Source organism: Caballeronia sp. Lep1P3 (assembly GCF_022879595.1).
Lineage (GTDB): Bacteria > Pseudomonadota > Gammaproteobacteria > Burkholderiales > Burkholderiaceae > Caballeronia.
The window spans coordinates 545,270-561,489 of sequence record NZ_CP084267.1 but is presented as its reverse complement, the minus strand read 5'-3'; the positions used below and the strand labels follow the sequence as shown (position 1 = coordinate 561,489).

Below are 16,220 nucleotides of genomic sequence, written 5' to 3'. Positions count from 1 at the left end.
GTGAGAAAGCGCCGGAAGGCCCGCTGTGAAAGCGAGCCACGGCGCGTATGACGAAGCGAATCAGAAGAGGTGATAGATGCCGACGCGTCCCATGAGCTGATGGTTATTGGTCGACGCAGACGCGATCGCGCCATCGAATATGTCGGCGTTCGCGGCCGCGCCGGCCGCCTTTTGCCAGACGCCCATCGCGTAGAGCGACGTGCGCTTCGAAAGCGCATAGGCCGTGGTGAGACCGACCTGGTGATAGATCGGAATGGCCTGGCTATAGCCGATATTGCCGTGCGTGTAGACGTACTGTGCGCCGACATACCACGCTGGCGTCAGGTTGTAGCGTCCCCACGCTTCGTAGTTGTCGAAGCGCACGGTGCCGTTGGTGCCGTTCGCGTCGTTGAACTTCGTGTCGGTGTAATCGATGCCGAGCGTCGCCTTGCCGAGCGCATAGTTGATGGCCGCGCCGAAGATCTGCTCGTTGCCCGGATTGCCGACATAGCTGAACGGTCCGGACGCGCCGATGGCCGCGCCTGTCGTGTTGCCGATATAGTTTCCATCGGACAGCAAGAGCGCCGGGTTCTTCGCATACAGGTATGCGCCCGCGACGTTCACCGGACCGAACGCATAGTTCACGCCGACGCTCCACAGGCCCGTGGTGCCGCGTCCTGTCGCATTTGTATTGGTGAACGAATACAGTCCGCCAAACGTCAGGCCGCCGATTTTCGGGCTCGCGTATTTCACTGAATTGTCGACGCGAAACGAGTTGTCGGTATTGTCGATATCGCCTGCATGAATCAGCGGCCCGGCGAGTTGTCCAGGCGCGGTCAGTGGCTGCAGATAATCGACGACGGAATCGTATTGACGGCCGAGCGTAACGGTGCCGAAACGCGCATCCGAAAGACCCACATACGCCTGTCGCCCGAAGAAGCGCCCACCTTGCCGGCTTTGTCCGTTCTCCGTGCTGAAGCCCGCTTCGAGCTTGAAGATCGCGCTCAATCCACCGCCCAGGTCCTCGCTTCCCTTCAGGCCCCAGCGGCTGCCGTACACGCCGTCATACGTGCCGTCGCGCATGCGCCAGAGCGCGTGCCCGCCGCTGTTGTTCACATAGTCGATACCTTCGTCGATGACGCCATACAACGTCACCGACGACTGCGCGTGTGCGTTTGCCGCGAGCAATGCGCCGCCCATCAATGCGCATGCGACGTGTGCCTTGACGAAACCTTTAGCCATGCTTTCTCCTCCAGACCCGCTGGATGTTTATGGTTCGGTATTGGAAAACGCTTCTGAAACGGAACGGCCTTCGGAATGGCTAGATTTTTATCCGGCGCGCTTTTGCAGTGCGTGCTCATGTCCTTCGCCCAGCAGTCTCTGCGCGATCTCCGCCACGCGTTCGACATGCGCGCGAGCGGCATCGCGCGCCTCTACAGGTTCTTTCGCGCGTATCGCGGCGAGAATTCGACGCATCTCCTCGACCGCTTGCCGGCCACGATCGTCGGAGGCGATCGTCAACGCTCTCAGGCGATTGATACGCGCGGTCAGCGACTGAACCACTTCCCACGCGACACATCGTTGTCCGCCCCGAAACATGCGCTCATAGAACGCCGTGGTGAGGTCGCGCACTTCGTGGTGATCGCGTGCGTCGAAAGCGGTCTGAATCTGCTCGATGCACTCGGCGAGCGCCGCGACCACACTCTCATCGGCGAGCCGCGCGCACGCCATCGCCGCTTCTCCTTCGAGGAGCGCACGGATATCGTAGATTTCGGCGGCGGATTCCATGTCGAGGATCGCGACGATCGGACCCTGGTTCGGCAGAGACTGAATGAGCCCTTCCGTTTCCAGATGACGCAACACCTCACGCACGACGGTACGGCTCACGCCGAGTTCTTCGCAGAGCGCGCGCTCGACGAGACGATCGCCGGGCAAGAAGCGCGCATCGAGGATCGCAGTGCGCATCTTCTGCAGTGCAAGCTCGCGCAGCGTGACGGTCGGGCGTTCGACTTTCAGGGAAGGCAACGTCTCGCGCATACATCAGGCCTGTGCAAAGAGTCTGACATCGCGTGCATCCCAATCGACCAGCGCCTCGGTTCCGATCGCAAGCCCGCTGTCGCGATGATCGCCCGCGGGCATGCGAATCGAAATCTCCTGCTGCCACGGCGTCTGGACCGCATAGTGCATCGCGTCGCCGAGATACGTGATGTCGCGCACCGTAACCGGCAATCCGGCCGATCCGTTCGATACACCGAGCGGGCGGATGCGCATCTGTTCCGGACGCACCATCAAGGCGCCGTCATCGCCTGCACAGAGCGCGGAGCTGCCGGTAGTGGCGACGGCATGGCCATTCGGAAACACACCGGTCGATTGCCCGGCGTTGCTCGTCGTCACGCGAACCGGAAGGAAGTTGGAATTGCCGATGAAATTCGCCACGAACTTCGATGCCGGATTCGCATACAACTCCTCGCCCGTGCCGCATTGTTCGATGCGCCCCTTGTTGAACACCGCGATGCGATCCGACAACCGCAGTGCCTCTTCCTGATCGTGCGTGACATAGAGAATCGTCACGCCCGTCTCCTGATGAATACGGCGCAATTCGAGCTGAATCTCTTCGCGCAGCTTCTTGTCGAGCGCGGAGAGCGGTTCGTCCATCAACAAGACCGGTGGATCGTAAGCGAGCGCGCGCGCGATCGCGACGCGCTGCTGCTGTCCACCGGACATCTGCGCGGGCATGCGGTCGCGAAACTCCGACAGATGCACGAGCGCGAGCATCTTCTCGACCTTCTGCCTGACTTCGGCCTCCGGCCTGCGACGCACACGCAGCGGAAACGCCACGTTTTCGCCCACCGTCAGATGCGGGAACAGCGTGTAGCGCTGGAACACCATTCCGATGTTGCGCTTGTTGGGCGCAACGGACAGCAGCGGCTTGCCGTCGAGTAGCACGCGTCCTTCGGTCGGCTCCTGAAAGCCCGCGACGATATACAACGTGGTGCTCTTCCCGGAACCCGACGGCCCGAGAAAAGTCATGAACTCGCCTCGCTTGATTTCGAGCGAGACATTGTCGATGGCGACGACCTGATCGTAGGTCTTGCGCAGGCGCTGGATTTGCAGGAATGCGGATGTCATGACGGCTACCTCAATTCACGGAACGGGGACGGCGCAGCACGGCGGCTGCCAGCATCAAAAACGTCGTCAGCGCGACGAGCAGCGACGAAGCCGCGGCGACGACGGGCGTCAGGTCCTGGCGCAGCGTCGACCAGATACGCACCGGCAAGGTCTGCAACGTCGGGCTGGACATGAAGATGGACACGACGACTTCGTCCCACGATGCGAGGAAGGAGAAGATCGCCGCCGCGAACAGCCCGTGATGAATCGCGGGCAAGGTGACGCGCAGCTTGACCATCAGCGGCGATGCACCGCAGATCATCGCCGCGTCTTCGAGCGCCGTATCGAACGTCGAGAGCGAATTGCTGATGGCGATGATCGAGAACGGCAACGCGATGATGAGATGGCCGATGACGAAGCCGGTCGTCGTGCCATTGAGTCCCACGCGCAAGCTGAACGCATACAGTGCGACCGCCAGCACGACCACGGGCAGGACCATCGGCGTCAGAAAGAACGCCTGCACCGCGTTGCGCCCGCGAAACTTGCCGCGCGTGAGCGCAAGCGAGGCGAACAGTCCGAGCAGCACCGACAAGACGGTGACGATCACCGCGAGCTTGGCGCTCGTGAGGAGCGAATCCACCCAGCCGGAGTCCGTGAACAACTGGCGATACCACTCCAGCGTCCAGCCAGGCGCGGGAAAGATGAGCCATTGCGAGTCGCCGAACGACAGCGCGACGATAAAGAGAATCGGCAGCAGCAGAAAAAGCCCTACGGCGCAGCCAATCGCGATCAGCATCCACTTCAGCGAACCTAGACGATCGAAATCGAGCAACATGTCAGCGTCCTCCCATGCTTGCACGCGCGCCGCCGGTAAAGCGCAACTGCAGCGTGAACAGTCCGAGCGTGACCGCGAGCAGAACGAACGCAGCCGCGCCTGCAAGACCCCAGTTGAGCACTCCCTGCACGAGCTGCGCGATGAGTTCCGCGAGCATCATGTATGACGGTCCGCCGAGCAGCGCGGGCGTCACGAAGTAACCGAGCGCCATCACGAAGACCATCAGCGCACCCGATGCGACGCCTGGCGCCGCGAGCGGCACCAGCACGCGCCAGAACGCTTGCCAGCGGCTCGCACCGCACACGGCGGCCGCGCGCAATGTCGATGCATCGATGCTGCGCAACGTCGCGTGCAGCGGCATCACGAGAAACGGCAGCATGATGTAAGTCATGCCGATGGTCACGCCGACGAGGTTGTTCACCAACGCGAGTGGCTCGTTGATGATGTGCAACGCCATCAGCGCGCGATTGATCGGCCCGGTCGATTGCAACAGCACCATCCACGCGAAAGTGCGTGCGAGCAGATTCGTCCACATCGACAGAAGCAGGATGGAGAACAGCAGCGAGCTGATCCTGCGCGGCGCGATGGCGAGCAGCCACGCAGTCGGAAAGCCGATCAGCACGGTCGCTGCCGTCACCACCGTCGCGACGAGGAACGTGTTGCCGAAGACCTTGAGATACGTCGTCGAGCCGAGCAGCTCCGCGTAGTTCTGCAGCCCCGGCGTCGGCTCCATGATGCTGCGCAAAAGGAGTGACAGCACGGGCACAACGAAGAAGATCGCGAGCAACAGCAGCGCGGGCGCGAGAAGACGCATGCTGCGCCAATCCGGCTTTCGCCGCGCTTTCGCGGCAGGAGGTGCAACGGTACTCAGGACGTTCGGCATGATGACTCCAACAGGCTGTGTTCCCCGGGATTCAACGGTCAGTGCGGCGGCTTACTTCGACTGCCACGCGTACCAGCGCTTCGCGATGGCGTCGCGATTGTCGGCCCAGTACTTCATGTCCAGATTGATCTGCGAGCTCTTGTATTGATCGGGCAATTGCTTTGCGACATCCGCGGGCATCAATGCGGGCGACTTCACGTTGATCGGCGCGTAGTTGGTGTTCGTGGCGAACTTGGCCTGCGCTTGCGCACTCGTCGCGTAAGCGAGGAACTTCATCGCTTCGGCTTTGTGCTTCGAGCCTTTCGGCACGACCAGCATGTCCGCCGCGGTCAGGTTCTGATTCCACGAGATGCCGACCGGCACGCCGGTTTGCGCGAGCGCATGCAGGCGGCCATTCCAGAACACGCCCATCGGCGCTTCGCCCGAGGCGAGCAATTGCTGCGATTGCGCGCCGCCGCTCCACCACACGATGTCGCTCTTGATGGTGTCGAGCTTCTTGAATGCGCGATCCAGGTCGAGCGGATAGAGCTTGTCGGCAGGCACGCCATCCGCGAGCAACGCAATTTCGAGTACGCCGGGCGCGGACCATTTATAGAGCGTGCGCTTGCCGGGGTACTTCTTCGTGTCGAACAAATCGCTCCAGTTTTGCGGCTGCGCGCTTGCGTACTTGCCCTTGTTGTAGCCGAGGACAAACGAGTAATAGAAACTCCCTACCGAAGCGGGCGTCGCAAAGCGTGGATCGAGTTCGTCTTTCTTGACCACGTTGTAGTCGATCGGCTCGACAAGCCCCGCCTTCTGCGCCGCATAGGCGAAGTCGCCTTCGACATCCACAACGTCCCATGTGACGTTGCCGCTTTCCACCATCGCCTTGAGCTTGCCGTAGTCGGTCGGGCCGTCCATCAGCACGTTGATGCCGTTGGCCTGCGAGAACGGCTGCGCCCAGTCCTTCTGCTGCGAAGACTGCGTCGTGCCGCCCCAGCTCGTGAAGACGATCGGCTCGGCCGCATGCGCCACCGCGCCATAACCGTAAGCGCATGCCGCGATGATCGAAGCCGCGATAAGGCTCTTCGTCGAATTCATTGCTGTCTCCTGCCTGATGAGTGTGTGAAGCCGCCGTTGTCAGCGGTCTGGTGCGTGTTTATGCGTCGTCACGCGAGCGGCGAGAAGCTCGTCGGTCGCATGATCTTGTTTTCCATCTCTTCCATGAGCGCCTGAATCTTCGGCGCGAAGGCTTGCCACGCGGGATCGTTGGCGAGCGCGGTGCGTCGGCGGTCACGTTCGTCGAGCGACGGATACGCCCAGATATGCACGATCTGGTTCTGCGGGCCGATCTCCGAATAGAAGTAGCCGACGAGGTCCTTCAGATACTTCTTCTGCAACTCGATGCCTTCTTCCGCGACGAGCTTGAGATAAGCCGGGACCGCGCCCGTCCTGATTCGATAAGTACGGATTTCGTAGAACATGCGTCAGGTCTCGTGATTTAGTGAGAGGGTGCGAGCGACTGGACCTTGCCCGAAGCGGTATCGCCTACGTAGATGCCGAAGGCGTCCTCGCTGCGCTCGCGCACATAGCGTTGCAACATGGCGCGCACGGCGTCGTCGCGGATGCGGTCCCACGGCATCCCGCTCAAGGGGACGACGCGCACGCGGGCCGAGCGCGGCGCGAGGCCGTCGCTGCTCACGCGTCCGCGGTAATAGACGTGAACGCCCGGCGCGTGCCGCGTGCCTTCTTCGAAGACGGCGAAGAGGAAGTCGAGATGCGCATCGAGACCGAGCGAAGCGAGCACGCCGCGCAGACTGTTCGCATCGCTCGACGGCTCCAGCCGAATACCGGCTGGTAGCTCGAGACCGTTCGGCGTATCGAGCAGCACGATGCCGTCGTCCAGTTCGAGGATCGCACCGACTTTCGCGTGCGAACCCGTCGCCGCGAGCGCCTCCTGCGACAAGCTGAAATTGACGTAGGCGCCACGGCAGTAGCCGAGCGGTGACGACGTCGTGTGCGTGAAGTCGATGACGCGGCCGATCAGGATGATGTGGTCGCCCGCATCGACGACATCGTGCGTCTTGCAGTCGAAGCTCGCGGCGGCGCCCTTCATCAGCGGTGCGCCGGTGGCGCGCGTATGCCAGTCGACCTGCGCGAACTTGTCGGCCATCTTCGATGCGAACACGCCGGACACCGCCTTCTGGTTCTCTGCCAGCACGCTCACCGCGAAATGGTCGGTCGTGGAAAAGACCGCATGACTCGACGCCGTCTTGGCGATGCACACGAGGATCAGCGGCGGATCAAGCGATACCGACGTGAATGAGTTTGCGGTGAAGCCGCGCGGCGAGCCGTCCGGCTGAATGGTCGTGACGACCGTCACGCCGGTCACGAATGCGCCGAGTGCGCGACGAAATTCCGCGGCGTCCAGCGCGTGCTCTTTGATCGTGTCAGTCATGACGTGCTCCTGTGCGTGCTTGCTGAGTGGATGGCTCGCCGATGGCCTCGGTCAGGAACGCGAGAAGCCGCTCGTTGACGCGGTCGGGATCGGTGACGTTCATCATGTGGCGCGCGCCCGCGATGATCTCGGCGCGGCCCTTGGGCGTCGCCGACGCCATTGCCTCGGACATCGACGGCGTCGAGTTCGGATCGGCTTCGCCGGTCAAAAAGAGCGCGGGCACGTCGAGCGATTCGAGACGGCCGACATGCGCGTCGTCGGAACTGGCGAACAGGCGATACGTCCGCGCGTAGCCGACCGGATTCACGCCGACGAGCAGCGCACGCAGGTCGCGCGCGGCGGCTTCGAGATGCGCCGGCACCGGCTCGCCGAACCATCGCGCGATGGTCCCATCCACGCCGGCAGCGGTCGCGCTTGCATCGAGCGTCGAGGCGCGATCCATCACCGCCGCGCGCTGCTCGGGCGTGCGGTCATAGACGGCGTTAAGGGCCGCGACGCTCAGCGTGCGCGCCGGATACGTCAGCGCGAATTCGAGTGCGACGAGCGCGCCCATCGAATGCCCGACGACATGCGCGCGGGCGATGTTCAACGCATCCAGCAACGTCGCGAGTTGCGTCGCGTAGTCGGCGAGCATCGGATCGGCGCCCGGAATGGCGCTATCGCCGTGGCCCAGCATGTCGTAGGTCAGTACCTGAAAGCGGGCCGTCAGCGCGTCGATTTGAGGCGCCCAGACGGTGCGATTCATGCCGACGCCATGAACGAGCACGACGGTCGACGCGCGGTGACCGGCGCGCGCTTCATAAAGGCTGTAGCGCGTGCTTCCCGCCATACCGTCGGACGAAAGGTGGCTCGCTTCCGGCTTCATACGGCGGCCCCCTTCCTGTAATGGTCCTGCTTGCGCGCGGCTACCTTCATGGACGCTCCGACGGCTAATCGACGAGATGATGGTATGCCATATTACGGACACGCCCATCGACTCGGTATTATGGAATACCATAATCGTGCACAGGCACGGGCTGGGCTTTCGACGGCCAAAAAAAAACCGCCCGAAGGCGGTTCTGCGTAACGTTGGCGGGACAATTAGTGCGGTTCGGCGAGTCTCCCGAGCGCTTCCTGCGCCAGCTCCGACACACGCCGGATATGAGCGGTCGATGCGTCATAGGCCGCTTCGCCGTCCCCGCGTTCGATGGCTCGCAGCAGCGTGTTCATCTCCTGATTGGATTCGACGCCGCGCCCCGCCGATGAAATCGTCAAAGCCCGCAGCCGGTTGATTCGCGTGTTCAACGTCCGCACGACGGACAACGAAACGGATTTGCCGGCGCCTTCGAAGAGCGCGTCGTAGAACGCTTCGGTTTGCGCCAGAACCGCAGCGAAGTCGCCGGATTCGAATGCGGTTTCAATCTTTCGCCGGATTCCACGAAGATTCTCGATGACCTCGGGCGTCGCGTTCTGCGCACAGGCGCGGGCGGCGTTGGCTTCCAGCAGGCCGCGCAATTCGTAAATCTCGGCGACCTGCGCGGGGTCGAGCCGCGCGACGATCGGCCCCTGACGCGCGACGGTCTCCACGAGACCTTCGGTCTCCAGATGGCGCAGGACTTCGCGCACCACCGTGCGGCTTACACCCAGTTCGTCGCACAAGGTTCGCTCCACGAGCCGCGCGCCGGGGCGGAAGTATCCCTGGACGATGGCTTCGCGGAGCTTTTCGAGCGTCAATTCGCGAAGGGTCTTGGCATTTCTATCGACTTTGAGATCGGACATCGAGGCGTTCGCTCTTGGAGACAACGGATTGCAATTGGAATGCCATATTATTGCCTAATCGTAAGGCTGTGTCGTCGAGCGAGTGGAATGCGCTTCGCAAATGGGATGTCTGCATCGTTTCGACTGGTTGGCGCTTTGCCGTTCAGCGGCGAAGAATGTGCCTGCAGCGTGGCGCTATGAGCGTCACGAGATGATCCGGGCACTTTCCCTACGATAACGGCTCGCCTTTCACGCGAGCCAACGCGGTGGACCGACTCGAAGCCATGGAAATGCTGGTGATCGCCGTCGACGAAGGCAGCTTGTCGGCGCCAGCTCGGCAGCTCAAAACGCCGGTAAGCACGCTGACTCGCAAGGTCGCCGATGTTGAAGCGCTGCTCGGCACTCGCCTGCTCATACAAACCACCCGCAAGCTCACGCTGACCGACACCGGTACCGCCTATGTCGCGGCGGCGAGGCGCATGCTCGCCACGGTGCGCGAACAGGAGCACGAAGCCACCGGTGAATTCGCCACCGCGCGCGGCGAACGGGTCGTCGCCGCGCCCGTGCAGCTTGGCCGTCTACATGTCTTGCGGTCATCAATCAGTTCCTGGCCCAATGTCCGGACATCACAGTGCGGCTGCTTCTCTCTGGCCCAAACGTCGACCTCATCGATACGCACGCCGATCCCGCCGTGCGTATCGGCGAGTTGCCGGACAGCAATCTGATCGCCACGCGCAGCGGTTCGCTGCGCCTGATCGTGTGCGCGAGTCCGCGCTTTCTCGCCGGCATTGCGCTGCCATCCAAGCCCGACGATCTCGTCAAGCATGCGTGCGTCGTCTTCAATAGCCCGTACCTTTCGCCGTGGCGGACGCATCGTCTCGATCGGCAGCTGTTTCGCCGACCGTGTGCCCGCATCGATGCTAGGTGTCACTGCGCATCCAAGTCCGCGCTCGTTGCGTTCGCAGAAGGGCTGGCGAGAGAACTCGGCACGCAAGGCGTCACAGCGAATCTGTTGCAGCCCGGCTCCATCGATACGGACATGAATCCTGTCGAAGGTCCATTCGGGCCGACACTGGAAGCACTGACGGCCACCGGCGACTATGAAAAAGGCGAGGACATTGCGCAAGCTGTGGTTTCCTCGCGAGCGCCAGCGCGAATTGCATCACGGGCGCGACGTTAACCGTCGACGGCGGTGCCAACGCCTGAGAGCATGTCGCAACGTGCGCACGCGTTGTCGCTGGTTGTGGTTAGTACTCGACGGCAACCCCGCGAAGCAAGTCGCGCGCCGCGAATCAGGCAGTCGCAGGAAAGAGATTCAACTCCAACATAACGTTCAACGGGCAAAGCAACCTCGCGAAGTCCATTGCGCGCGATCGGGAGTCGCGGGGATCATATCCGGGCGGCATCCCACGCCATGCCTATTTGTCCACGGCTTACGCAGATACCCGTGTAAATAGTCGGTCTTGCAGAATGCCGTGAAGCCAGGCGCTGCGTGGTAATAGGTGCAAACAGAGGGTTGCGGAACTCCCAGTTCCAATATGGAATTGGCCTATGTTCTGGGAGTGAGAAGCGCCGATGAGCACACCGGATTTCTTCCGCAGCCGCCTGGATGCAATGATCGATTTGCGGCACCCGCTGGCCGTACTGGCTAACCGAATGCCCTGGACGTCGATAGAAGCGACGTTGACACCGATCTTCGAGCGGCGTGCTCGCGAAGGCCGGCTGAGCGCAGAGGTTGATCTGTTCGGCACGGCGCCCAAGCTGGCGGGCGCGGGCCATAGCGCTGCCGGACGTCCGCGCCTGTCGACCCGGCTGATGGTCGGACTGCTCTACCTGAAGCACGCATACAACGAAAGTGATGAGTCGGTTTGCGAGCGCTGGGCACAAGACGTGTACTTCCAGTACTTCTGCGGCGAGGACTATTTCCAGCCGCGCCTGCCATGCGATCCGACCAACCTCGTGCGCTTTCGGCAGGCGCTGGGCGAAGCCGGCGTCGAGGAGATGCTCGCGACAACAATTGCGGCGGCCGTGCAAATGAAAGCCGTAAGGCCGGCCGAGTTCGAGCGCGTGATTGTCGATACGACGGTCCAGGAGAAAGCAATTGCCTACCCGACTGACAGCCGCTTGCTGGAGGTTGCACGAGGAAAACTCGCAAGGCTCGCCCAACGCGCCGGACTGACGCTCAAGCAGACCTACCAGCGCGAGGGGAAACAGTTGCGTCGCCGGGCAGGCGGCTATGCGCATGCCAAACAGTTCAAGCGTCTGCGCCGGGTGCTCAAGCGTCAGCGCACGATACTCGGACGATTGCTGCGTGACATCGAACGCAAATTATCGGGTGCATCCGCTGAGCAACAGGCATCCTTGCGAATCTGGCTGGAGCGCGCCTGGCGTATCTGCCGTCAGCGTGCGAAGGACAAGCACAAACTCTACGCGCTTCACGCGCCAGAAGTGGAATGCATATCCAAAGGCAAGGCCCGCCAGCCCTACGAATTCGGTGTCAAAGTCAGTCTCGCGATCACGGAGAAGCAGGGTCTGATCGTCGGTGCGCGCTCGTTTGCAGGCAACCCTTACGACGGGCACACGCTGGCCGCGCAACTTGAACAAACGAACATCTTGCTGCAGGATTTGCCGGGCACGCCGACGCCGAAGATCGTGCTGGCCGACCTCGGATTTCGCGGTGTGGATGCCGATGTTGCGCCGGTGCAGCTGATTCATCGAGGTAAACACAAGGCGCTAAGCAGTACGCAGCGAAAGTGGTTAAAGCGCCGCCAAGCGATCGAGCCGATCATCGGGCACGTAAAACAGGAGCACGGCATGCGGCGTTGCTGGCTAAAAGGGCAAATCGGCGACGCGTTACACGCAGTGTTGTGCGCGGCGGGCTACAACTTGCGCTGGCTGTTGCGCGCCATCGTCCGCCTGGGGCTTGCGCCCATATTTTTTGTTCTTGCGTGGCTGCGCTGCTGGTTCAAAGACTCGCCCGAAGCCTTGTTCGCGCCCCGCGCGACCGTCCGAGATGGAAAGGTGGGACTGCGCCCCGATCGACCACTCGGGAGCACGCGCGAGCGAGATCGAATTTTGCAGGTGAGACTAAATAACGCGTCGAAACCGGACGCAGCTTTGATATGCAATCGGCGATCTGAGCCTTACTACGCACCGTGCTCTTGCTTTCGGTCGCGTCTTCCGCGTGTCGTCGCACCGCGCCTGCATCACCGCACAAGCACGGCTATGCGAAAACAATGCTCCCCTTCCACGCTGATCGCTCGTTTGCGCCGATGCCCGCCCCGAGCATCGGGCAGTGCAATGCCGCCTCCGACTTTCCGGCCCTTTCTTGGCGACAGCTTAGATATAGCTCTATATTCTTAGCATAGCGGTCGCATACTTTCACGCCGCACCAACGCGCCACAGCAGCCAGGACTTGGCGGCCTTACAACGGAACCTCGCAATGGACGAAACAGACGACATTCCGTTGGAGCTGCCCCCGCCGCATCGAGATTTCTCGGCGACCCGTTCGATTGTCGTTCTGCTCGCCATAATATCTTTACTAGGGCCGCTACTCTTCATTGGCGGGTACGCCTGGTTCGACTATCACCGACGCCTCACGGATGCTTTCAATGACGTCGATCGCCTCACGTTAGTTGCGGAGGAACAGGCTGCCACTGTGCAAGAACTCAATGCCGAGATTCTCGCGCGGATGGCGGAACTCGTGGGCGAACAGAAGCCCGAGTGGATTAGCCGTCTCGAACCGACAATGCATCAATCGCTCAACGCGATCGTTGGGCACTTCCCGCAGATTGCCAGCGCCTCGGTATTCACTGCAACGGGGGCACTGCTTGCCGACAGCCGGTTCTATCCAGTTCCGGCGGCATCGATCAGCGGTACAGAGACGCTCGAAGCTGCTTCGGAACCTGGCAGACAGCCTCATATTTCTTTACCACAGCCCGGGATAGTCCATTCCGAAAACGTGTTCGCCGTCAGCACGTCCTGGGTTGACTCCGAAGGCCGGTCCCTTGGTGTCTTATCGATCTCATTGCGACAGCAGTACTTCCTGGAGTTCTATCACGCGCTGACAGGTAATGACCCGGCTGTCCTCATCGGGCTCTATCGAGCGGATGGAAAGACGCTGGTCCGATTCCCCGATACGGTCACTGACAAGAGCGCACCAGTGAGTATATCGGGGGTGCCGCAGGCGATAAGTAACAATCCGCGCTTTGGCCATCTGCTTTCCTTATCGCCGGTCGACGGGCTTAAGCGGGTCCTCGCCTACCGACGCGTCGCGGGCTATCCGCTGTATGTCATAGCGGGTATCGAAACGTCGTCTCTCGCAGCGAGTTGGCGCGCCAATCTCGGTGCGATTGCGGCGATCATGCTCGTGCCATGCATCGTTGTATGGATACTGCTGTGGGTGTCACTGCGCAGGCTGCAGGAAGAGGAACGTGCCTGGCAGAACTGGCATAGCGAAGTCAGCAGACGCGTGTCGGCCGAAACATCCAATCGGCAACTGCGCCGCATGGGGGCGCTTGGCAATCTAGTGGCCAACGTCGCGCATGATTTCAATAACCTGCTGATGGTCGTGAACGCGAACATGGAACTCGCGCGACGCAAGCGCTACATGAACCTCGAAAAAGAAGTCCTGGCCGTGCAGCAAGCTGCGAAAGGTGCGCAAGGACTCGCCCGTCGTTTAATGAGCGTCGCGCGAAAGCAGCCCGTGAAACTGGAATGCGTCGATGTGTGCGACTGGCTCAACTCATTGCATGACATGATCGAGACCTCGGTGGGCGAGCACGTCACGGTCGATATTCAGATGGCCGAGGAGACCGGCAGCGTGATGGTCGACCCAGTCGAGTTGGAGGCTGCTGTCATCAATCTTTCCGTTAATGCAAAAGACGCTATGCCGGACGGAGGAACGCTCACGATACGATGCGATGTGATCAGCCTCCCAGACAGTGAGTCCGCGTTGGCTCCCGGTGAGTACGCGCGCGTCCGCTTTACCGACACCGGTAGCGGCATGTCCGATGCAGTCGCACGACGCGCATTCGAACCGCTTTTCACAACGAAGGCGAAGGGGGCTGGCACCGGGCTCGGCCTTGCTCAAGTCATGACAACGTGCGAGCAGGCAGGCGGCACCGCGCGGATAGAGAGCACGCCTGGCGGCGGCACGACAGTCAGCCTCTATCTGCCACGTCTTGCACATGGCGAGCGTTGCGAAGAACCAGCAGTCGAACCGGTGCCGGAGCAGGCGACCGATGTCATCGCGCAAGGGATAACCGTATTGCTTGTTGAGGACAACCAGAGCGTCGCGGACGGCATTGCTGCGGTCCTCGACGTTTTCGGTTGCAACGTCCGCCATGAACTAACGGCGGACAGCGCGATCGCCCTGTTTGAGAACGGACATCGCTTCGATCTCGTGTTATCGGACGTTCAAATGCCTGGCAAGCTCGATGGACTGGATCTGGCTGAGAGTGTCCGGCACCGTTGGCCAGATCAGACAATCGCTTTAATGACCGGATACGCGCAGGAATTAACGCGTGCATCGATGGCCGGTGTCGTCATCCTCGCAAAGCCGTTCGACATCAACGAACTGAAATCGTTGGTGAAGGATTGCATGCGCACATAACGAGCCGACGCGGGCTTTGCATGGCCGTATTCCATGGCGAGTTCACCGAGCTCGGATGCGTTCCACATCGCGTGCGCTTGACCGGTCGCCCTCGAGGACGAGAACACTACGCGATCATTGGCGTCCGTTATGTTCGCGAATCCGGCACGACCTCGAGCTTCTCAACGCTGGTTGCGTAGGCTTGCGTGTTGCGACCCCTGCCTGAAGATTGCCTCCGCAAGGCGTATCGCCGGACAAGCTCATGGCATTTTCGGACGGGCCAACTCGCTCTCCTCACCAAAGGTCTACAAAAAATAGTCGAATGACCTTGTCCGAAGATCGAACCGTCGCAGGTAGCACAAACCTCTGCTGACCTATGAGCCATCTGGCCGCACCTGTCGGAACCGCGCCGTCTCTGGAACGCCGCGTGAAGCCACTCAGTCTGATCGTGGTGACTGCAACGGTCGCGTGCGTGCTCGCGATCCAATTCGGCTACACGTCCCACCTCTCGGTGGCAGGAGCATGTTTCGTATTAGCGGTCCTGACCGCTATCCGAAAACTGAATGCGTTGTGGTTCGCGCTGGCGATCATCGGCGCGAGCGTGATGATCCTCCCTCATTTATTCATGCCTGACGAGTTTCATCTCGATGGCCTGTATCGGTCGTTGCGGGAGGCGGCGTGTTTCTTCATGATAGTGAGTCTGAAACGAGTCAGGTTCGACTTTACCGATGGCAACAAGACCGCGATCAAATGGGGACTTTGGGTGCTCATGATCGCGCTGCTCGTCATGACGACATTGCAGACGATCGACCTGCAACTCGATCGCACCGGACGGTTCTTCGTTCCATCGATGTACTACCCCGCGACCATCAACTCGACCGATTGCTGGACGTCGTCGGCATGTTGGCTGGACTTCGAGAAACTTCACGGCATCCGTATTGTGATGCGTCCGTGCGCGACCTTCGCGGAGCCGTCCTATTTGGGCTTCGTCGTGGTATGTCTGGTGTTTGTCGGTCACAAACTTTTGGCGGACAGCCGGCGCGAGATGATTGCGTTCATGAGCGCCGCGATGGCGACGGTCCTGATGGCTCAGACCGCTAGCGGCATTCTTGCTCTCGTGGTCATGTTTCTCGTCCTGAACAAGCAGTCTCCGTTGAGGACACTCCTGGTGGTCCTCGTCACTTTTCTCTTTCTGAGTGTGGCGTTCGTGTTCATGAGCAACAGGTGGAACGACATCTCGGACGGTTCGGACAGTTCGTCGCGCTCCCGGCTGACACAACCGCTCAGCGCAGCAGGCGAGACGCTCGCGCAAGGTTATGTGTTCGGCCTGCCGTCGGAGTCTCTGGGTAAAGTGGTACCGGCCGATCTCATTCCCGGCGCGCGGATCGAACGCGGCGCAAGCGACAACGCGCTCATCAACATCTTTCTGCAGTATGGCGCAGTAGGAGGCACGATCGTTCTATTGATTTTGCTTCTGCGCTGTAGCGCCCCCGAGGTCTGCCTCCTTCTTTTATCGATGCAATTCAACGGTGCCTTCTTCTGGTACGACAAAGTGGTCCTGCTCGCCCTCGCGTTGATTCTGACGAAGGCCCGGTTCGGAAGAGTAGACCGGCGACCGACGCCGCCGACGGCGCACTACTCATGAAAC

At 61.2% G+C, this 16,220-nt stretch carries 14 protein-coding genes and 1 pseudogene; 5 read left to right on the top strand and 10 right to left on the bottom strand.

Annotated elements, in window-relative coordinates:
* Positions 1-60: 60 nt before the first annotated feature.
* The 10 genes from LDZ27_RS23160 to LDZ27_RS23115 all read right to left on the bottom strand — a co-directional run bounded on the left by LDZ27_RS23160 (position 61) and on the right by LDZ27_RS23115 (position 9,000).
* A complete protein-coding gene (locus LDZ27_RS23160) occupies positions 61-1,179 on the bottom strand; it encodes a porin (RefSeq protein ID WP_244818020.1) in 1,119 nt (372 codons plus the stop codon).
* Positions 1,180-1,308: 129 nt separating this feature from the next.
* A complete protein-coding gene (locus LDZ27_RS23155) occupies positions 1,309-2,016 on the bottom strand; it encodes a GntR family transcriptional regulator (protein WP_244817449.1) in 708 nt (235 codons plus the stop codon).
* Positions 2,017-2,019: 3 nt separating this feature from the next.
* Positions 2,020-3,108 (bottom strand): ABC transporter ATP-binding protein, encoded by a 1,089-nt coding sequence (locus LDZ27_RS23150; RefSeq protein WP_244817448.1) that lies wholly within the window; start codon positions 3,106-3,108, stop codon positions 2,020-2,022.
* Between the two features lie 10 nt (positions 3,109-3,118).
* Entirely contained in the window at positions 3,119-3,922 is an 804-nt protein-coding gene (locus tag LDZ27_RS23145) for an ABC transporter permease (protein WP_244817447.1), read from the bottom strand.
* Between the two features lies 1 nt (position 3,923).
* Positions 3,924-4,805: an ABC transporter permease gene (locus LDZ27_RS23140; RefSeq protein ID WP_244817446.1), complete on the bottom strand. Its 882-nt coding sequence runs from the start codon at positions 4,803-4,805 to the stop codon at positions 3,924-3,926.
* A 51-nt stretch (positions 4,806-4,856) separates the two neighbouring features.
* A complete protein-coding gene (locus LDZ27_RS23135) occupies positions 4,857-5,885 on the bottom strand; it encodes an ABC transporter substrate-binding protein (protein WP_244817445.1) in 1,029 nt (342 codons plus the stop codon).
* A 68-nt stretch (positions 5,886-5,953) separates the two neighbouring features.
* On the bottom strand, positions 5,954-6,268 hold the full coding sequence (locus tag LDZ27_RS23130) for an NIPSNAP family protein (protein WP_244817444.1): 315 nt from the start codon (positions 6,266-6,268) through the stop codon (positions 5,954-5,956).
* 17 nt (positions 6,269-6,285) lie between these two features.
* Entirely contained in the window at positions 6,286-7,242 is a 957-nt protein-coding gene (locus LDZ27_RS23125) for a flavin reductase (protein ID WP_244817443.1), read from the bottom strand.
* Entirely contained in the window at positions 7,235-8,107 is an 873-nt protein-coding gene (locus LDZ27_RS23120; RefSeq protein ID WP_244817442.1) for an alpha/beta fold hydrolase, read from the bottom strand. The genes LDZ27_RS23125 and LDZ27_RS23120 overlap by 8 nt, the downstream gene beginning before the upstream one ends.
* A gap of 215 nt (positions 8,108-8,322) precedes the next feature.
* Complete coding sequence (locus LDZ27_RS23115; protein ID WP_244817441.1) at positions 8,323-9,000, bottom strand: GntR family transcriptional regulator; 678 nt, start codon at positions 8,998-9,000, stop codon at positions 8,323-8,325.
* 263 nt (positions 9,001-9,263) lie between these two features.
* Between LDZ27_RS23115 and LDZ27_RS23110 the strand changes: the two genes are divergently transcribed.
* From LDZ27_RS23110 to LDZ27_RS23085, 5 genes and pseudogenes are all read left to right on the top strand, one after another.
* Positions 9,264-9,704 (top strand): LysR family transcriptional regulator, encoded by a 441-nt coding sequence (locus tag LDZ27_RS23110; RefSeq protein WP_244817440.1) that lies wholly within the window; start codon positions 9,264-9,266, stop codon positions 9,702-9,704.
* Positions 9,611-10,159, top strand: coding sequence for an SDR family NAD(P)-dependent oxidoreductase (locus LDZ27_RS29095; RefSeq protein WP_370653461.1), 549 nt, complete (start codon positions 9,611-9,613; stop codon positions 10,157-10,159). The genes LDZ27_RS23110 and LDZ27_RS29095 overlap by 94 nt, the downstream gene beginning before the upstream one ends.
* Positions 10,160-10,554: 395 nt before the next feature.
* Positions 10,555-11,937, top strand: a pseudogene (locus LDZ27_RS23095) (IS5 family transposase); the annotation flags it as partial.
* 484 nt (positions 11,938-12,421) lie between these two features.
* Entirely contained in the window at positions 12,422-14,593 is a 2,172-nt protein-coding gene (locus LDZ27_RS23090) for a hybrid sensor histidine kinase/response regulator (RefSeq protein WP_244817439.1), read from the top strand.
* 355 nt (positions 14,594-14,948) lie between these two features.
* Positions 14,949-16,217 carry a hypothetical protein gene (locus LDZ27_RS23085; RefSeq protein WP_244817438.1) on the top strand — a complete coding sequence of 423 codons (1,269 nt, stop codon included), beginning with the start codon at positions 14,949-14,951 and terminating at the stop codon, positions 16,215-16,217.
* Positions 16,218-16,220 lie beyond the last annotated feature (3 nt).

Excerpts from the sequence above, each read along its gene's own strand:
- LDZ27_RS23160 (WP_244818020.1), bottom strand. The coding sequence starts at position 1,179 with ATGGGCGGCGCATTGCTCGCGGCAAACGCACACGCGCAGTCGTCGGTG.
- LDZ27_RS23155 (WP_244817449.1), bottom strand. The coding sequence starts at position 2,016 with ATGCGCGAGACGTTGCCTTCCCTGAAAGTCGAACGCCCGACCGTCACG.
- LDZ27_RS23150 (WP_244817448.1), bottom strand. The coding sequence starts at position 3,108 with ATGACATCCGCATTCCTGCAAATCCAGCGCCTGCGCAAGACCTACGAT.
- LDZ27_RS23145 (WP_244817447.1), bottom strand. The coding sequence starts at position 3,922 with ATGTTGCTCGATTTCGATCGTCTAGGTTCGCTGAAGTGGATGCTGATC.
- LDZ27_RS23140 (WP_244817446.1), bottom strand. The coding sequence starts at position 4,805 with ATGCCGAACGTCCTGAGTACCGTTGCACCTCCTGCCGCGAAAGCGCGG.
- LDZ27_RS23135 (WP_244817445.1), bottom strand. The coding sequence starts at position 5,885 with ATGAATTCGACGAAGAGCCTTATCGCGGCTTCGATCATCGCGGCATGC.
- LDZ27_RS23130 (WP_244817444.1), bottom strand. The coding sequence starts at position 6,268 with ATGTTCTACGAAATCCGTACTTATCGAATCAGGACGGGCGCGGTCCCG.
- LDZ27_RS23125 (WP_244817443.1), bottom strand. The coding sequence starts at position 7,242 with ATGACTGACACGATCAAAGAGCACGCGCTGGACGCCGCGGAATTTCGT.
- LDZ27_RS23120 (WP_244817442.1), bottom strand. The coding sequence starts at position 8,107 with ATGAAGCCGGAAGCGAGCCACCTTTCGTCCGACGGTATGGCGGGAAGC.
- LDZ27_RS23115 (WP_244817441.1), bottom strand. The coding sequence starts at position 9,000 with ATGTCCGATCTCAAAGTCGATAGAAATGCCAAGACCCTTCGCGAATTG.
- LDZ27_RS23110 (WP_244817440.1), top strand. The coding sequence starts at position 9,264 with ATGGAAATGCTGGTGATCGCCGTCGACGAAGGCAGCTTGTCGGCGCCA.
- LDZ27_RS23090 (WP_244817439.1), top strand. The coding sequence starts at position 12,422 with ATGGACGAAACAGACGACATTCCGTTGGAGCTGCCCCCGCCGCATCGA.
- LDZ27_RS23085 (WP_244817438.1), top strand. The coding sequence starts at position 14,949 with ATGAGCCATCTGGCCGCACCTGTCGGAACCGCGCCGTCTCTGGAACGC.